The 16,947-nt window shown below is 53.7% G+C and carries 16 protein-coding genes; 5 read left to right on the top strand and 11 right to left on the bottom strand.

The genetic code is table 11. From position 1 onward, the window contains the following. Nucleotides 1–19: 19 nt before the first annotated feature. Nucleotides 20–1,801 (bottom strand): DUF2264 domain-containing protein, encoded by a 1,782-nt coding sequence (locus NMD08_RS18295; RefSeq protein WP_252838013.1) that lies wholly within the window; start codon nt 1,799–1,801, stop codon nt 20–22. 191 nt (nt 1,802–1,992) lie between these two features. On the opposite strand from NMD08_RS18295, the gene NMD08_RS18300 reads away from it, so the two are divergent. Further along, nucleotides 1,993–2,841, top strand: a complete 849-nt coding sequence (locus NMD08_RS18300) for an AraC family transcriptional regulator (RefSeq protein WP_210904831.1) — start codon at nt 1,993–1,995, stop codon at nt 2,839–2,841. A gap of 2 nt (nt 2,842–2,843) precedes the next feature. Here the strand turns inward: NMD08_RS18300 and nei are convergent, their stop codons facing one another. From nei to ybgI, 8 genes are read right to left on the bottom strand one after another with little or no spacing between them, the layout of a single operon-like run. After that, nucleotides 2,844–3,635, bottom strand: a complete 792-nt coding sequence (gene nei / locus NMD08_RS18305; protein WP_187252800.1) for an endonuclease VIII — start codon at nt 3,633–3,635, stop codon at nt 2,844–2,846. A 14-nt stretch (nt 3,636–3,649) separates the two neighbouring features. Then, nucleotides 3,650–4,294, bottom strand: coding sequence for a pyroglutamyl-peptidase I (gene pcp / locus NMD08_RS18310; RefSeq protein WP_151219540.1), 645 nt, complete (start codon nt 4,292–4,294; stop codon nt 3,650–3,652). Between the two features lie 9 nt (nt 4,295–4,303). Further along, nucleotides 4,304–5,299: a DUF979 domain-containing protein gene (locus NMD08_RS18315; protein ID WP_187259439.1), complete on the bottom strand. Its 996-nt coding sequence runs from the start codon at nt 5,297–5,299 to the stop codon at nt 4,304–4,306. Further along, the gene (locus NMD08_RS18320; RefSeq protein WP_151219539.1) at nt 5,296–6,018 is read right to left on the bottom strand and encodes a DUF969 domain-containing protein; all 723 of its coding nucleotides are present in this window, start codon (nt 6,016–6,018) and stop codon (nt 5,296–5,298) included. The genes NMD08_RS18315 and NMD08_RS18320 overlap by 4 nt, the downstream gene beginning before the upstream one ends. Before the next feature lie 53 nt (nt 6,019–6,071). Continuing rightward, on the bottom strand, nt 6,072–6,806 hold the full coding sequence (pxpA, locus tag NMD08_RS18325) for a 5-oxoprolinase subunit PxpA (protein WP_187252802.1): 735 nt from the start codon (nt 6,804–6,806) through the stop codon (nt 6,072–6,074). Continuing rightward, nucleotides 6,796–7,728 (bottom strand): 5-oxoprolinase subunit PxpC, encoded by a 933-nt coding sequence (gene pxpC / locus NMD08_RS18330; protein ID WP_370618732.1) that lies wholly within the window; start codon nt 7,726–7,728, stop codon nt 6,796–6,798. Before pxpC ends, pxpA begins: the two co-directional genes overlap by 11 nt. Next, a complete protein-coding gene (gene pxpB, locus NMD08_RS18335) occupies nt 7,722–8,378 on the bottom strand; it encodes a 5-oxoprolinase subunit PxpB (RefSeq protein WP_151219536.1) in 657 nt (218 codons plus the stop codon). Before pxpB ends, pxpC begins: the two co-directional genes overlap by 7 nt. Before the next feature lie 15 nt (nt 8,379–8,393). Beyond that, nucleotides 8,394–9,137 (bottom strand): radiation resistance protein YbgI, encoded by a 744-nt coding sequence (ybgI, locus tag NMD08_RS18340; RefSeq protein ID WP_071696195.1) that lies wholly within the window; start codon nt 9,135–9,137, stop codon nt 8,394–8,396. A gap of 289 nt (nt 9,138–9,426) precedes the next feature. Here ybgI and dtpD point away from each other — a divergent pair, with 289 nt between their 5' ends. Then, on the top strand, nt 9,427–10,908 hold the full coding sequence (dtpD, locus tag NMD08_RS18345; protein WP_151219535.1) for a dipeptide permease DtpD: 1,482 nt from the start codon (nt 9,427–9,429) through the stop codon (nt 10,906–10,908). Between the two features lie 140 nt (nt 10,909–11,048). On the opposite strand, the gene phrB is transcribed toward dtpD, so the two are convergent. Beyond that, nucleotides 11,049–12,467: a deoxyribodipyrimidine photo-lyase gene (gene phrB, locus NMD08_RS18350; RefSeq protein ID WP_151219534.1), complete on the bottom strand. Its 1,419-nt coding sequence runs from the start codon at nt 12,465–12,467 to the stop codon at nt 11,049–11,051. Nucleotides 12,468–12,590: 123 nt separating this feature from the next. Then, complete coding sequence (locus tag NMD08_RS18355; RefSeq protein ID WP_151219533.1) at nt 12,591–12,797, bottom strand: YbfA family protein; 207 nt, start codon at nt 12,795–12,797, stop codon at nt 12,591–12,593. A 308-nt stretch (nt 12,798–13,105) separates the two neighbouring features. Between NMD08_RS18355 and kdpF the strand changes: the two genes are divergently transcribed. From kdpF to kdpB, 3 genes are read left to right on the top strand one after another with little or no spacing between them, the layout of a single operon-like run. Continuing rightward, nucleotides 13,106–13,195, top strand: a complete 90-nt coding sequence (kdpF, locus tag NMD08_RS18360) for a K(+)-transporting ATPase subunit F (RefSeq protein WP_001670793.1) — start codon at nt 13,106–13,108, stop codon at nt 13,193–13,195. Beyond that, a complete protein-coding gene (kdpA, locus tag NMD08_RS18365; protein ID WP_151219532.1) occupies nt 13,195–14,874 on the top strand; it encodes a potassium-transporting ATPase subunit KdpA in 1,680 nt (559 codons plus the stop codon). The genes kdpF and kdpA overlap by 1 nt, the downstream gene beginning before the upstream one ends. 20 nt (nt 14,875–14,894) lie before the next feature. Next, entirely contained in the window at nt 14,895–16,943 is a 2,049-nt protein-coding gene (gene kdpB, locus NMD08_RS18370; protein ID WP_151219531.1) for a potassium-transporting ATPase subunit KdpB, read from the top strand. Nucleotides 16,944–16,947 lie beyond the last annotated feature (4 nt).

Raw genomic sequence — 16,947 nt, forward strand, 5'->3', positions numbered from 1 at the left:
TTCTCCGGAGATGCGTTAGTTATAAGATTTCCAACGTTTTGGCACCCAGCGTCAGCGCCTGGTTTTCGCAGTCGAAGGCCATTGCCACTGGGGGCGGCAGCCATAAAAGCGAAGTGGCATTGATGGCGCAGGCCAGCCAGTGCGTGCCCGGTGTAAGCGTGCTACGAAGACAGGGGATCTCTCCCGGAGATGCATACAGAATATTGCTGTTAGGTGGCGTAGTGACGACCTCCGGTTGGCGTCCAGCCAACAGATCGGTTATCTGACATACACCTGAGATGGCGCGAAGCGTGACCCCGTGCTGTGCAGTTTTGGTATCGATAAGCTGATGGCGATTAAGCGCAAATCCCCCTTCCACACACTCAAGCGTACGCGCGGTTTCCACGCGATGGATTCGAATATGCCCTTGCTGAAACGGGATCAGCCAGGTCGTCACTGCGACATCTGACCATGGGAGCCAACGGCTTCGAATCAACGTATCGGTCATTTCTACAGCCTCGCACTCACGGCGGCCGCGCCAATAGTTGTCCTGTTCGCTGAACATCAGCATCGAATCACAGGCCGCATGGTTGATGCCATAAAGACCACGCTCAAGGGTAAAACCGAAGTGGCTGGAGTAAGCAAATTTGCCGTATTTGGCATCGAAATTGACAAAATTATTGCGATCGTACTGCCCGGACATCAGCATCCAGGCGTGTCGATTTTCATCATCATGAACGACAAATTGCCCAGCTTCCTTGATCGGATGAATTGGCTCTGGTTCAGGCAACGGGGCCGACTCGGCTTGCCAGAACGCGCTCTGTTCCGGCAGTGCCAGAATCAGCAATGCCTTACATGCCCACCAGGGCGAGCACGGGCTGTTGTAATCTTCAGTCATCACCAGATTCGGATAGGTATATCCCAGCGAGAATAACCCCTCCGGATCAATGAAAGGCTGCGCTAACCACCAGTCGAGGTGGCGCAAAATAACGCCTTTTACGATAGGGAGCGTAAAAACATCCAGCCCTGTCCAGACGACAGCGCTCCAGAACGCAACCTGGACAAAGCGATAAGTCAGGCTGCGACCAAACGGAATCGCATTCCCGTCACTGGTAAAGTAATAGATGTAATCTTTGGCAAACTGACGCGCGCGATGGCGATAGCGCAGGCAACGTTCAGGGTCAGCGTCCTGCATAAAATGGCTATACAGCAAACTGTAAAAATGAAACCCACTGGAGATATAGTAATCGCGCGGTTTGCCTGCACCGTCGGAATACCAGCCGTTACCCAGCCAGAACGACTCAATCGCGTTCAGATGTTTATCAATAACCATCATATCGTAGTGGCGTCCGACACATTTAAGCCCGACCTGCACCAATACCGGGAAAAAGTGCCAGTTATTATCCGGGATTTGGATTTCAGCACTTTGCCGTAACCAGCGCTCCAGATTGCCCTGCTCATCGGCTGTTAACTCGTTCCACAACCCCGTATTCGGCAGCGCCAGCGCAACGCCAAAAGCGGCCATTTCCACGCAGCGCTGATCGTTATCGACCAGATTGCCCCAATAGTCCGGATGTTTGGGATCGCAGCCATGACGAATACCGCGAATAAATGTCTCACGATAATCACTCGCCTCTCCTCCGCTCAGCAACGGCGAAAGAATCCACAACAAACGCGCGAACCCCTCTATTCCGGCAATGTCTGCCGGATATTGTGCTGACGTATTTCCAACGTCCAACCGCGTATTATCGCGAGTGAGATGAGGAATGGCTGATACCAACCATTTCCGCGCCATTTCTACATATTCTTGCCTTGCCCGCATAATGAAACCTCGTTTCATTTGATGAAGTGTTGGGCGCATAATAAGGATTTGGCCTGACATACAAATGTGATAATTGTCGTATTTCCGCACAACACTGGTGATGAAGAACAACATTCATCTGCATTTCACAGCAAAAATTCGATTACAGTGATAAAAAATCAAGTTTGTTAACATCACCCAATGAGACAGTTATGCAGCAGACTGAAGACAGCAGCTATCTTGAACACATTAATATCAACGATAAGTCGATTTACTTTAATCGTATGAAGAATATGCCTGCCAACTACTATCACTGGCATCAGTGCGTGGAGATACTATCGGTCTCTCAGGGGGTTGGTATCGCGCTTATGGAGCACCAGCAGTACACCGTTAAACCTGGGCGAATCTTTATTTTCCCGCCAGGAAAGTTGCATAAAGTGTTTGTCGAACAGAATGCACGCAATATTTATCACCGCACAACGCTGCACTTTAACGCCCCGCAGATTGAGCAGTACCTGCGGGACTTTCCTCGACAGCAAATGCTGCTGCGCCAGCTGTGCGCCAGGGGAGAGAAAGCGAGGGTATTTGACGTAGGCGACGTTCAGCCGGTCATTGAAACGTTGCTGAGCCGGTTTGAAGAACAGCTCAAAAGCCAGACCTTTAGCATCAGTGACAGCGCATTCCTGGTGATGCAACTTATTAGCCTACTGCCACATCAGGCGCAGGCCACGGGGCAAAATACATTTTCGGTAAGCATTATCCGTTGGATCGAAACACACTTTCATCAGCGCTGCTCGCTGGAAGATATCGCCAGTGAAATGGGGTGTTCACGAGGTCATGCCTCGCGCCGTTTTCACGAAGAGACCGGCGGCACTATTCAGGAATACCTGATGATGCGGCGTATTCGTCAGGCCTGCGAACTGCTGTTACATACCAACGGCTCGGTACGCGATATCGCCGCCCAGGTCGGCTTCTCCGAATATGCCTGGTTTATTACCAGCTTTCGCAAAAACATGGGTAAAACGCCGCTGCAATATCGCAAAACCTATGCTTCGGTATAGATCTATCTTTGACATCCCGGACACCAGTAAAAGGGTCGCGAAGAGAGCGTCGTTTTCTCAATGATTCCACCACAGCGCTCACAGACTTCGCCATTGCGGTGAAAGACCTTAAAGCGAAACAGCGCGCCGTGATGTTTGTTCTCATCCACCAGCCCGCGGGTGTTATAGGACAGACGTGGAATATCAAGCAGCGCATGCGCCAACGCATCCAACTGTTCATCGGCAAGCTGCGACGCTTTATGCTGCCCGGTCAACCCTACCTGCCAGAGAATCTCTACCCGCAAGTAGTTACCTAATCCGGCGAGAAATGTCTGATCGAGCAGCAGGCCAGAAAACTGCCGGTTGCGAAAACGCGGGGATAACAGACGTGCTTTAACGTCATCGGGCGTTAAACGTAGATCCAGTACGTCCGGCCCAACCCGCAGCAGGAACGGATGGGTGGTAAGTTGTTCTGGCGTCAGCATCTCGATATCAGACGCGCTATAGAGCAGGATAGTTTTGTCTTGTGTTTGCAAACTGACACGGAGTACCCGTGAGGTCTGTGGGATGTTGCCCGTCTCCACCACTCGCCACACACCATAGAGCTGATTGTGGCTGTACAGCGTCAGACCATTAGAGAAATGGGTCAGTAATGCTTTCCCCCGCGTTTCAAGCTGAGTAACACGCTGCCCAATCAGTTGAGATTGATACGGTTTTAGCTGCTCAAAGGCAAACCAGACATCGGTCAGGGGTTTGCCTTTGACTGCCGCCTCCAGGTTATCCGCCGCGCGGCGGATCTCCGGGCCTTCAGGCATAATACTGTCCTTTGTTAATGTGTTGCGCCGCCCGTCACTGCGATGTCATTTTCCACCTGCAATGCTGTGGCAATTGCGACTTCCAGCGCCCGGCGTACTGTTTCAGCCGCCATACTTGGCGCCCCGGGATGCTGTGCGGCCTGTTGCGGCAAATAAGGGATATGAATAAAGCCGCCCTTCACCGCCGGTGCGTCGCGTAGTTTATGCAGCAGGCCATACATCACGTGGTTACACACGAAAGTGCCAGCGGTCTGGGAAACCGAGGCCGGAACTCCCGCGTTGCGCATCGCCACAACCATCGCTTTGATCGGCAGTGTACTAAACCATGCCGCCGGACCATCGGCCACAATCGGCACATCTACCGGCTGTTGACCTTGATTGTCCGCGATACGCGCATCGTCCACGTTGATTGCCACGCGTTCCACGGTGATATCCGTGCGGCCCCCGGCCTGCCCGACTGCGAGCACCAGCGATGGCGACAGCGCGTCAATCGCGCCATTGAGTACGACAAGAGCCTCGCCAAAGACGCACGGCAACTGGCGGGCGACGACGCGACACCCACCGATGATAGCATTGTCGAGACCCGAGACCACTTCCCAGGAAGGGTTAACTGACTCGCCGCCAAAGGGTTCAAATCCCGTGATGAGTACTGTTTTCATCCTGTCACCTTACAAGAACATCAGGAAATACATCAGGAACACGTTGACCAGCAGCAGCAGTATGCCGGTTGGCACCTGCGCCTTAATCACCGCGTTTTTGTCCGGTAGCTCAAGTAGCGCAGCAGGGACAATGTTAAAATTCGCCGCCATCGGTGTCATCAATGTCCCGCAATAACCGGAGAACATACCAATTGCCGCCATTACCGCCGGATTACCGCCGTGCTGCAGCACGAGGATCGGAATACCAATCCCGGCGGTCACGATCGGAAAAGCTGCAAACGCATTACCCATCACCATCGTCAGCAATGCCATGCCGATGGTGTACACTGCCACCGCGATAAAACGACTGTCTACCGCCAGATATTCCTGCGTCAGATATGAAATGCCGCTGCCTACGCCCGCTGCCGTAAACAACAGTCCGAGCGTAGCCAGAATCTGCGGCAAGATGAAAGCCCAGCCAATGGAATCCAGCAGGCGACGCGCCTCCTGGATCGGTTGATGCGCCCGCTCATGGGTCATTTTAACCGCCATTGCCAGACCAATTAATGAACCTGCGGTCATCGAAAACAGCGTCACCAGCGTGGCGTGATTGCCCGGCCCAAATAGCGCATCCTGTAAGCCCGGAATGTGATTAAACATCAGCACGCCGATAACGGTCACCACCGGGATAGCCAGCGCAGGGAAAAACAAGCGGTTACCCAGTCGGCTGGCGCTCTCTTCACGCTGTTGTTGTGTACGTTGATGGTAGCTTCCCAGCTTCACGCCACCAAAACCGGCAATCAGCGCCAGGACGACCACCGCAACACCGACGGCAATATGTACCGCGCGTTTGTCGCCAAACAGCGAGTATGTCCAGTCACCAAGTAGAAACAGTACGCCGTATATGCCCCAAAACAGACCAGTGGTGAAACGACGCGGGTTCGCTTTATCCTGCCAGGACATGACGGCCACAATCAGTAATACCGCGCCCGCCAGCCAGTAGAGGTAGCTTTGTTGAAAATTCATTGTGCTTCCCCTTTCGCTACGGCATTCGCTTTCGCCACTTCACGTTGCAAATAGCTATCCAGACGCCACAGACGTGCGCCATGGATCAAGAAGGCACAAATTGCCGTCGGGATCCCCCACAGGGCAATGTGTAACGGTTCAGTCTGGATCCCGCCGGACTCCAGCATAAAGTTGTGCATGAAGATGATGGCGCCGAAAGCAACAAAGATATCTTCACCGAAAAACAGCCCGACATTATCGGTCGCAGCGGACATGGCGCGCAGTCGATAGCGTACCGCCCCAGGTATCTCGCCGTGATTTTTCTCAGCGGCTCCTTCCGCCATCGGCGCCAGCAGCGGACGCACCATTTGCGGATGTCCCCCCAGACTGGTCAGCCCTAACGCAGCGGTCGCTTCGCGAATGAACAAATAAACAATCAGCAGACGGCCGCTGGTTGCGCTGCGAATTTTTGCGATCCACGTCTGTGCACGTTCTTTCAGACCGTGACGCTCCAGCAGACCGATTACCGCCAGTGGGATCAGCAGGATAAACGGCAGGTTGCGTGTGTTAAGAAAACCTTCACCCAGTTTCTCGAGAATAGTGGCGATAGGCATATGCGCCGCCAGTCCCGTGACGATCCCGGCAATAATAACCACCAATACCGGGTTAAAACGTAAAAGAAATCCGACCACGATGACGGCGATCCCCGTCAATGGCCAGAGAGAAATAGCCTCTCCCATAATTAAATCCCTTATGTTGTTGTGTAATATGTTATTGTTTTGTATGAATAATTTTATGCGCTAATTTGAATATTGCATGCTTCAAAGGCGCTACGCAAGCGACGGGTAAAAGCGAGTGCGTGCTCGCCATCCCCATGAATGCATACCGTCTGGGCCGTCACGCTCGCCCATGTTCCACTCTGGCTTTTTACTCTGCCGGATTGCACCATTTCTAACGTTTGCGCCAGCGCCAGCTCTTCATCTTCAATCAGTGCGCCTGGCTGGCTGCGCGGTACAAGACTGCCATCAGCCTGATAACCCCGATCGGCAAACACTTCCTGGCGCGTTACCAGGCCATAGTGTTCTCCGGCACGGATCAGCTCACTGCCTGCAAGGCCCACCAGAACCAGCGACGGATCGCAGGCATGTACCGCTTTGGCAATCGCATCGGCTAACTGAGGATCTTTAGCGGCCTGGTTATACAGCATACCGTGCGGTTTGACATGACGCATTGCGCCACCCTCAGCCCGCGTAATAGCAGCCAACGCACCAATTTGATACAGCGTTTGCGCATACACCGTTTCCACAGGCAAGGTCATGGCGCTACGGCCAAAATTTTCCCGATCCGGAAAGCTCGGATGCGCACCTATCGCCACGCCATTTTTTAGCGCTTCACGCACGCTTAAGAGCATTGTCTGCGCATCACCAGCGTGAAACCCACAGGCAATGTTGGCTGAAGAGACCAGTTGCAGCAACGCGGCATCGTTAGCGCATCCCTCGCCGAGGTCTGCATTGAGATCAATTTTCATTGTTTAGTCTCCATGCTAATTGTTCCAGATAACGCTGCCGATCCTGGCGCGCCTTGAGCGCTTCCTCCAGCGAACACTGCACAAAATGAATCGGCTGGCCGAGCGGGATCTGCGCCAGATGATACATATCCGCCTCGATGATACAGGCGATGCGCGGATAGCCGCCTGTCGTCTGCGCATCGTTCATCAGTACGATCGGCTGGCCGTTATGCGGAACCTGCACCACACCGGGAAGCAAACCATGTGACAGCAGCTCGCGATCGGTCGTGCGCGTCAGCGGCTGCCCTTGCAGACGATACCCCATCCGGTTACTTTGTGGGCTGAGCTGCCACGGCGAACGCCAGAAAGAAGCCTGCGATACCTCGTCGAACTCCTGATATTCAGGCCCGGGCAGCGCACGAATATTGTTTCCCCACATCAGCTGTTTTACGCCCTGCGGCCCGCTGAATTGCCGGGTTGAAGTGCCAATTGCCAGCCGATCGCCATCACATAGCAGGCGCCCTTCCAGCCCGCCAATGCCCACTTTGAGATCGGTACTGCGCGAACCCATAACTTCGGGAACATCAAAACCGCCCGCTACCGCCAGATAGCTGCGCATGCCGTGATGCGGACGTTTTAGCGTCAGGCGCTGCCCGGCTTTCACCGGTAGCCGCCATCCGCTCCATACGGGAGTACGATCCAGCTGCGCTTCGCATCCCGCACCGGTCAGGGCAAACCAGCCATCGGCTTCAAATTCCACCACCAGCTGCCCCAGCGTGATTTCCAGCGCAGCGGCATTCGCATCGTTGCCCACCAGCAGGTTGGCAACGTTCAGTGCCGGTTTATCCAGCGCGCCGCAGTGACTGATTCCGGATTGACGAAAACTACGGCGTCCCCCGTCCTGGACTGAGGTATACATGCCAGCGCGAATAATGTTTAACATACCCCCTCCTTCTGCGGGACAAACCGCACGGTATCACCAGCCCGTAACAGAATCGGCTCTTGCCGTTTTGGATCAAATAATGCAACGGAGGTACGGCCAATCAATTGCCACCCGCCAGGCGTGGAAAGCGGATAGACCCCCGTCTGGGATCCGCCAATACCTACAGAACCTGCCGGAACAAGCAGACGCGGTTCTGCACGCCTGGGTGTATGGAGCTGTTCAGGTAAACTCCCCAGATAGGGAAATCCGGGCTGGAATCCGATAAACCACACCACGTAATCAACCGACGCATGAAGCTCAACAACCTGCTTGTCGCTTAATCCGCTGTGCCGGGCGACCTCTGCCAGATCGGGGCCGGCCTCACCGCCATAGGTAACGGGTATTTCAATAAAGCGTGAGTCCGGCTCCAGCGCCTCACTCTCTTCCCACCAGCGCTGCAGGCGTTCAATCGCATCCAGAGCCAGCGTTTGCGGGTCGCGCAAGGTCACCGTGATATTGTTCATACCCGGAATAGCTTCCAGTACATTAGGGGCATCAACCAGACGCTGCGCCAGACGCCAGATGCGTTTCTGAGTCGCCAGCGTAATGGGCGGTTCCAGTTCTAGAACCACCGCTGTTTCACCTAACAGATAACAACGCGCTCGCTGCACTTTCGTCCCTCTTTATTACGCCGGATTAGGAATATCGATAAAGGTCACGTCCAGATCGGTATTTTCATTGAGCCAATCACTTAATGCGCGAATGCCACCACGTTCGGTCGCATGGTGGCCGGCAGCATAAAAATGCAGCCCTTGTTCGCGGGCCGAATGAATGGTTTGCTCTGAAACTTCACCGGTGATGAAAGCGTCGACGCCAAACCGGGCTGCGCTATCAATAAAACTTTGACCGCCTCCCGTACACCAGGCGACGCGCTGAACGGTTTCCGGCCCGGTATCACCGCACCATAACGGTTTACGGCCTAAACGCGCTTCAATCCACGATGCCAGTTCCAGCCCCGGAACCGGCATGGAGAGTTCTCCCCATGGCACCAGGGGCTCGATTTCCCCCATCACAGTAATCCCCAACAGCGCGGCCAGTTGCGCGTTATTCCCCAGCTCGGGATGAGCGTCCAGCGGCAGGTGCCAGCCATACAAGTTGATATCATTTTCCAGCAGCGTTTTCAGACGATGGCGCTTCATGCCGCGAATTACCGGGGATTCACCTTTCCAGAAATAACCATGATGAACGATGACCGCATCCGCCTGCAGGCGTACCGCCTCGTCCAGTAACGCCTGACTTGCGGTCACGCCGGTCACGATTTTATGCACCGTTTCTTTGCCCTCAACCTGCAAACCATTCGGCGCATAGTCGCTAATGGCGGCGCTGTTCAGTTTGTCGTTGATCAGTTGTTCCAGTTCGGTGTTTTTCATCGTCGTCCTCGTAGTCATTAGTTCTGCCTGCCCAATCAGCATCACAGCTTAGGTTAAAATAGCGTCCCCGCCAGCATTCGTCGATAGCCATTTCACTGACACATCAAGAAACAATCACACCATCTTTGAAGGCAATTTGCTTCCCCTCACGCGATCTAATTCATGTATATTTATGCAATCAGACAGCATATTGCAAAAATAATCAGATCTGTATCAAAGTTACAACTTTAAGGAAACACACTCGCGCAGCACGTTAGGCCAGTCGCGAGGCATTGACTTCGAGAAAATAATGAATAAACAAGCATCTCAACCGCGGGCGATTTACTACGTCGTCGCGCTACAAATCTGGGAATACTTCAGTTTTTACGGCATGCGTGCACTGCTGATCCTCTATCTCACCAACCAGCTGAAGTACGACGATAATCACGCATATGAACTGTTCAGCGCCTATTGCTCTCTGGTCTACGTCACGCCTATTCTCGGGGGGTACCTGGCCGATAAGGTGCTCGGCAATCGTATGGCGGTAATGATCGGCGCATTTTTAATGGCGGTGGGACATCTGGTCCTGGGCGCCAGTGAAATGGCTCCGGCGTTCCTTTATTTGTCGCTGGCGATTATTGTCTGCGGCTACGGTCTGTTTAAATCCAATATCAGTTGCCTGCTGGGCGAGTTGTATCAGCCTGAAGATCCGCGCCGCGACGGTGGATTCTCTCTGCTCTACGCTGCCGGTAACATCGGTTCGATCATTGCGCCCATTGCCTGCGGTTACGTGCAGGAAGAGTACAGTTGGGCGATGGGTTTTGCGCTGGCTGCGATTGGCATGCTGGCAGGGTTGGTGATTTTCTTATGCGGTAATCGCCATTTCGCTCATACCACTGGCGTCAACAAAACCGTGCTGTGTGCGAAAAAGTATATGCTGCCAAACTGGGCCTGGCTGTTAGTTCTGCTGGTTGCAGCACCGTTACTGATTACCGTCCTGTTCTGGAAAGAGTGGTCCGTTTACGCACTGATCGTTGCCACGGTTATTGGTCTGGCGGTTCTGGCGAAGATTTACCGTCAGGCGCAAAACCAGAAGCAGCGCAAAGAATTGGGGCTTATCGTGACGCTGACCTTCTTCAGCCTGCTGTTCTGGGCCTTTGCTCAACAGGGCGGCAGCTCGATTAGCCTGTATATTGACCGCTTCGTTAATCGCGATATTTTGGGGTATTCCGTCCCGACCGCGATGTTCCAGTCGGTTAACGCCTTTGCCGTTATGCTGTGCGGTATCGTGCTGGCCTGGGTAGTCAAAGAAAGCGTTGGCGGCAATCGAACCGTACGTATCTGGGGTAAATTCGCCCTGGGCCTCGGTTTAATGAGCGCAGGGTTCTGCATTCTGACCTTAAGCGCCCGCTGGTCCGCAGCCTACGGCCACTCTTCCATGCCGCTGATGGTATTGGGGCTGGCGGTCATGGGCTTTGCCGAACTGTTTATCGACCCGGTGGCGATGTCGCAAATTACGCGTATCGAGATCCCTGGGGTGACCGGCGTATTAACAGGCATTTATATGCTGCTTTCCGGCGCCATCGCCAACTATCTGGCAGGCGTTATCGCCGATCAGACGTCGCAAGGCTCGTTTGACAGTGCGGGGGCGATCAACTATTCGATCAATGCGTATATTGATGTCTTTAGCGAAATTACCTGGGGCGCGTTGGCCTGCGTGGTGCTGGTGCTGCTGATTTGGTTATACCAGTCGCTTAAATTCAGAAACCGTCCGCTGGCAGTAGAGTCCTGAATGTACAGGCCCGATGATGTGATAAGATTCGGGCCTGTTTTTTGGCGATTATGCATGGCTTACAGCCAAATCCGTTTCAGAAACACCTGTCACCAGTTTTACCATTTCGCGATCTATTCCCTGCTCCAACATGGTTTACGCTATCCTTTACGTGCCGCCTCATAGGCCGCCAGCGTTGCCAGCCTTGCCTGTTTGTGATCGACAATTGGACGAGGATAGTTGAGCGACACCTGCGCTTTTTCAGCCCACGTCCACGGGTCATGAATGGCTTTCCCCGGCACTTCACGCAGTTCCGGCAGCCATTGGCGGATAAACTCGCCGTCACGGTCAAATTTTTCGCCCTGAGTTGTAGGGTTAAAGATACGGAAATACGGCGCAGCGTCGGTTCCGGTTGAGGCAGCCCACTGCCAGCCACCGTTATTGGCCGCCAGATCGCCATCGATCAGCTGCGACATAAAATATTGCTCGCCTTTACGCCAGTCGATTAGCAGATCTTTGACTAAAAAACTGGCCGTAATCATGCGTAATCGATTATGCATCCAGCCTGTAGCGTTGAGCTGACGCATCGCCGCATCGACAATAGGGTATCCGGTATTCCCCGTTTGCCAGGCCTGCAAATGTGTCGGGTTATTCTGCCATTGCACACGATCGGTCCAACGGATGAACGGCTGATGCCGGCACAACGCCGGATGATAAGCCATCAGATGACGATAAAATTCACGCCAAATAAGTTCGTTCAGCCAGACGCTGCCCGCCCCGCCCTCCAGAGCCTGCGGCTGCTCCGCGATCAGTCGATTCAGGCACTGGCGCGGCGAAAGCCCGCCTGTCGCCAGGTTCGCGGACAATCGGCTGGTACCGTCAACCGCCGGAAAATCACGTAGTTGCTCATATTCTCCCGCGGCCTGCTGGCAAAACTTACGTAATTGCGCGATCGCTAATTTCTCTTCTGCCGCAAATAGCTGCGCATCAAAATCTTGCTGCGAATAGCTCAGCGTTATTGATGTTAACGGAACATCAAGCGCACCGCTTTCTCTCACCTTCGGCGCGCTAACGCATTCTGGAACCCCCTCTTTAACTCGCTTCAGCCAGGCATTTTTAAACGGTGTAAAGACTTTATACATCTCATGATTGCCGGTCATGACTGACCCCGGAGGCAGGATCACGCTGTCGTCAAAACCTTCGCACACCACATGGAGTAATGATTTCTCGACGGCGGCATCACGCTGACGTTCGTTTATTTCGTATTGATAGTTATAAAATAACCGGCTGACGTTATGCTGTGCGCAGACGTTTTTGACGGTTTCTACGCTGGCCGCGAAATCTGCAACTTCATCAAACAAGAGCGGGATGCCCTTTTCCGTCAACGCCGCCTGCAAGGCATTCAACTGCGCATTCACAAACGCAGCCTGACGTGGGGCCATTTCGTGGGCTTTCCACTGCTCAGGAGTAGAGATATAGAGCGCTAAAACTTGCGCGGAAGGATCGCGACAGGCTGCCGCTAACGCGAGGTTGTCATGCAGACGTAAATCACGTCGAAACCAGACCAGATGGGTGGTCATAATACTCCCGGATATAAATTAGTCATTGCCACGCTTTGTTCATTACACCGACAAGTGTAGACATCTGCACATAAAAAAACCGCCACATTGCTGTGAGCGGTTTTTTTGAGCAAGAACGATAACTTAGTAGAAATCGCAGGTGGCTTTTTCAGCCTGCTCCATCCACACCGGTTTATCGCTGGTTTTAGACCATACGCGATGCAGATAGCTGTAAAAACGGGCGCGGTCTTTCCAGAAAAGCATGACCGGTAGCGCCAGCACGCCCGCCACAACGGCAAAGGTACGGCGTAAGAAAACAATGTGTGCTGGATACTCTTTATATAAGTCCATAATCCTCTCCCATATATCTGTTCGGTGAATCGCACCGGAAAAATAAATTTGGTTAACTGATGAAAATAATACCGCCTTGTGTGTAATTTTACTACTCATCCGACCACTTATTTTTATCTATTGATGCTCCGTTTAGCTTAAAACTGTAATTAAGTTACATAAAAGTTAAATTAATACTAATCATTAGTTAAATAATGGTTTTTGCCATTTTTATACTTTTTTTATACCCCGCCCGCTGATTTTTGCGAAATCTTTGCAGGTAAAAATCTACGCTCTGGTTATCACATTTATGCCACTGGAGGTGCACTGTGAGTGCAGGCGTGATAACCGGCATTGTGCTGGTCTTTTTATTATTAGGTTACCTGGTGTATGCCCTGATTAATGCGGAGGCGTTCTGATGGCGGCCCAAGGATTCTTACTTATTGCCAGTTTCTTGCTGGTGCTGTTTGTCATCGCCAGACCGTTAGGGTTCGGGCTGGCTCGACTGATCAACAATACATCCCTGCCGGGTCTGGCTGGCGTGGAGCATCTGCTCTGGCGCGGTCTGGGCATCTCGCAGCAGGAGATGAACTGGCGGCAGTATTTGCTGGCTATCCTCGCGCTCAATGTGCTTGGCCTGTTGGTCCTGTTTTCGATGCTGATGGCGCAAAACCTGCTGCCGTTAAATCCACAGCAACTGCCAGGGCTTTCGTGGGATCTGGCGCTCAACACCGCAGTGAGTTTTGTCACTAATACCAACTGGCAATCCTATGCTGGCGAAACCACCTTAAGCTATTTCAGCCAGATGGCCGGGTTGACCGTGCAGAACTTCCTGTCTGCGGCGACCGGTATTGCGGTGATTTTTGCCCTGACTCGCGCCTTCACGCGCCAGAGTATGAATACGCTGGGCAACGCCTGGGTCGATTTGGTTCGCATTACGCTGTGGATCCTGGTTCCCATCGCGTTGATCATTGCTCTGTTCTTCATTCAGCAAGGTACGTTGCAAAATCTATTGCCTTATCAGCCCATTACCACCCTTGAAGGGGTGAAACAACTGCTGCCAATGGGGCCGGTCGCCTCACAGGAAGCGATTAAGATGCTCGGTACAAACGGCGGTGGTTTCTTTAATGCAAACTCATCACATCCGTTTGAAAACCCAACCGCGCTGACCAACCTGGTCCAAATGCTGGCCATTTTCTTAATTCCCACCGCCTTGTGTTTTGCCTTTGGTGATGTGGTGGGCGATCGCCGCCAGGGGCGGACCCTACTGTGGGCCATGTCACTGATTTTTGTGGTCTGCGTAGCCGTCGTGATGTGGGCCGAAGTTCAGGGCAACCCGCACCTGATGGCATTCGGTGCAGACAGCAATATCAACATGGAAGGTAAAGAGAACCGCTTTGGCGTGCTGGCCACGAGTCTGTTTGCCGTCGTCACGACAGCCGCATCCTGCGGTGCTGTTGATGCGATGCATGACTCCTTCACTGCACTGGGCGGCATGGTACCGATGTGGTTAATGCAGATTGGCGAAGTGGTCTTCGGCGGTGTGGGTTCAGGTCTGTATGGCATGCTGTTATTCGTGTTGCTGGCGGTATTTATCGCTGGGTTAATGATTGGCCGCACGCCGGAATATCTGGGTAAGAAAATCGACGTGCGCGAAATGAAAATGACCGCGTTGGCGATTCTGGTCACCCCTACGCTGGTTCTGCTCGGTACGGCGATAGCGATGATGTCCGAAGCTGGCCGCAGCGCCATGCTAAACCCGGGTCCACACGGGTTTAGCGAAGTGCTGTATGCCGTGTCGTCTGCCTCGAACAACAACGGTAGCGCATTCGCCGGATTAAGCGCCAATAGCCCGTTCTGGAACTGCCTGCTGGCCTTGTGCATGTTCTTCGGCCGCTTCGGCGTGATCATTCCCGTGATGGCGATTGCCGGATCGCTGGTAAGTAAAAAGATCCAGCCAGCAAGCCCCGGCACGCTACCTACCCATGGCGCACTGTTTGTTGGGTTGTTAATCGGTACGGTGTTACTGGTTGGCGCTCTCACCTTTGTTCCTGCCCTGGCGCTTGGCCCAGTCGCAGAATACCTGTCATTACACTAAGTGATGCGGAGCACATTACTATGAGTCGCAAGCAACTGGCGCTGTTCGAACCCTCTCTGGTCGCACAAGCGCTGATGGACGCCGTGAAAAAATTAAGCCCACATACCCAGTGGCGTAATCCGGTGATGTTTATCGTCTGGTTGGGCAGTCTGTTAACGACCCTGTTAACCGTGGCGATGGCAACAGGCCATATGCCGGGCAGCCCGAGGTTTACCGGCGCGATAAGTCTGTGGCTGTGGATTACCGTTCTGTTCGCCAATTTTGCTGAAGCGCTGGCGGAAGGACGCAGTAAAGCTCAGGCCAACAGCCTGAAAGGCGTCAAAAAAACCGCCTTCGCCCGCAAACTTCGCGAACCGAAATACGGCGCGGCGATGGATCACGTCCCCGCAGATGATTTACGTAAAGGCGACATCGTGCTGGTGGAAGCTGGCGATATTATTCCGTGTGACGGCGAGGTGATCGAAGGCGGCGCGTCGGTAGATGAAAGTGCCATTACCGGTGAATCCGCACCTGTGATTCGTGAATCCGGTGGTGATTTCGCCTCCGTCACTGGCGGCACCCGCATTCTCTCCGACTGGCTGGTTATCGAATGCAGCGTAAACCCCGGTGAAACGTTCCTCGACCGGATGATCGCCATGGTTGAAGGCGCACAGCGGCGTAAAACGCCCAATGAAATCGCCCTGACAATCCTGCTGATTGCCCTGACCATTATCTTTTTGTTGGCGACCGCCACGCTATGGCCGTTTTCCGCCTGGGGAGGAAGCGCAGTCAGCGTCACGGTGTTGGTTGCGCTGCTGGTGTGTTTAATCCCTACGACGATAGGCGGGCTGCTCTCCGCGATTGGCGTCGCCGGGATGAGCCGTATGCTGGGCGCGAACGTCATCGCCACCAGCGGACGTGCCGTAGAGGCGGCAGGTGATGTGGACGTACTACTGCTGGATAAAACCGGCACTATTACGCTGGGTAATCGTCAGGCTTCTGATTTTCTGCCCGCTCAGGGTGTGGACGTCAAAACGCTGGCCGATGCCGCGCAGCTTTCATCCCTGGCCGATGAAACACCGGAAGGCCGCAGCATTGTTGTCCTGGCTAAACAGCGCTTTAATCTGCGTATTCGCGACGTGCAATCGCTGCATGCCACCTTTGTGCCGTTTACCGCCCAAAGCCGGATGAGCGGCATCAACATTGACAACCGTATGATCCGCAAAGGCTCGGTTGATGCCATTCGTCGTCACGTTGAAGCCAACGGCGGCCACTTTCCTGCCGATGTGGAGCAGAAGGTCGAAAACGTCGCTCGTCTTGGCGCAACGCCGCTGGTGGTGGCCGAAGGCTCTCACGTACTGGGTGTGATTGCCCTGAAAGATATCGTAAAAGGCGGAATTAAAGAACGTTTTGCCCAACTGCGTAAAATGGGGATCAAAACGGTGATGATCACCGGTGACAACCGCCTGACCGCCGCAGCAATCGCCGCAGAAGCCGGTGTGGATGACTTCTTAGCGGAAGCCACACCGGAAGCCAAGCTGGCGCTAATTCGTCAGTATCAGGCGGAAGGTCGTCTGGTGGCGATGACCGGCGACGGAACCAACGATGCTCCAGCCCTTGCGCAGGCCGATGTTGCCGTTGCCATGAACTCCGGAACCCAGGCAGCGAAAGAAGCGGGCAACATGGTGGACCTCGACTCCAATCCCACCAAACTGATTGAAGTGGTGCACATTGGTAAACAGATGCTGATGACGCGCGGTTCGCTGACCACCTTCAGTATCGCCAACGACGTAGCGAAGTATTTTGCCATCATCCCGGCCGCATTCGCCGCCACCTACCCGCAGCTCAACGCACTGAACGTGATGGGGCTGCATTCGCCGGACTCGGCGATCCTCAGCGCGGTCATCTTTAACGCGCTGGTCATCGTCTTTCTAATCCCACTGGCACTGAAAGGCGTGAGCTACAAACCGTTGTCCGCATCCGCGATGTTGCGCCGCAATTTGTGGATCTATGGTCTGGGTGGTTTGGTTGTGCCGTTTATCGGTATCAAAGCGATTGATTTACTGCTGACCCTGCTGGGTCTGGTGTGAGGTT

Origin of the sequence: Citrobacter meridianamericanus (genome assembly GCF_041320245.1) — a bacterium.
Classification (GTDB): Bacteria; Pseudomonadota; Gammaproteobacteria; order Enterobacterales; family Enterobacteriaceae; genus Citrobacter; species Citrobacter meridianamericanus.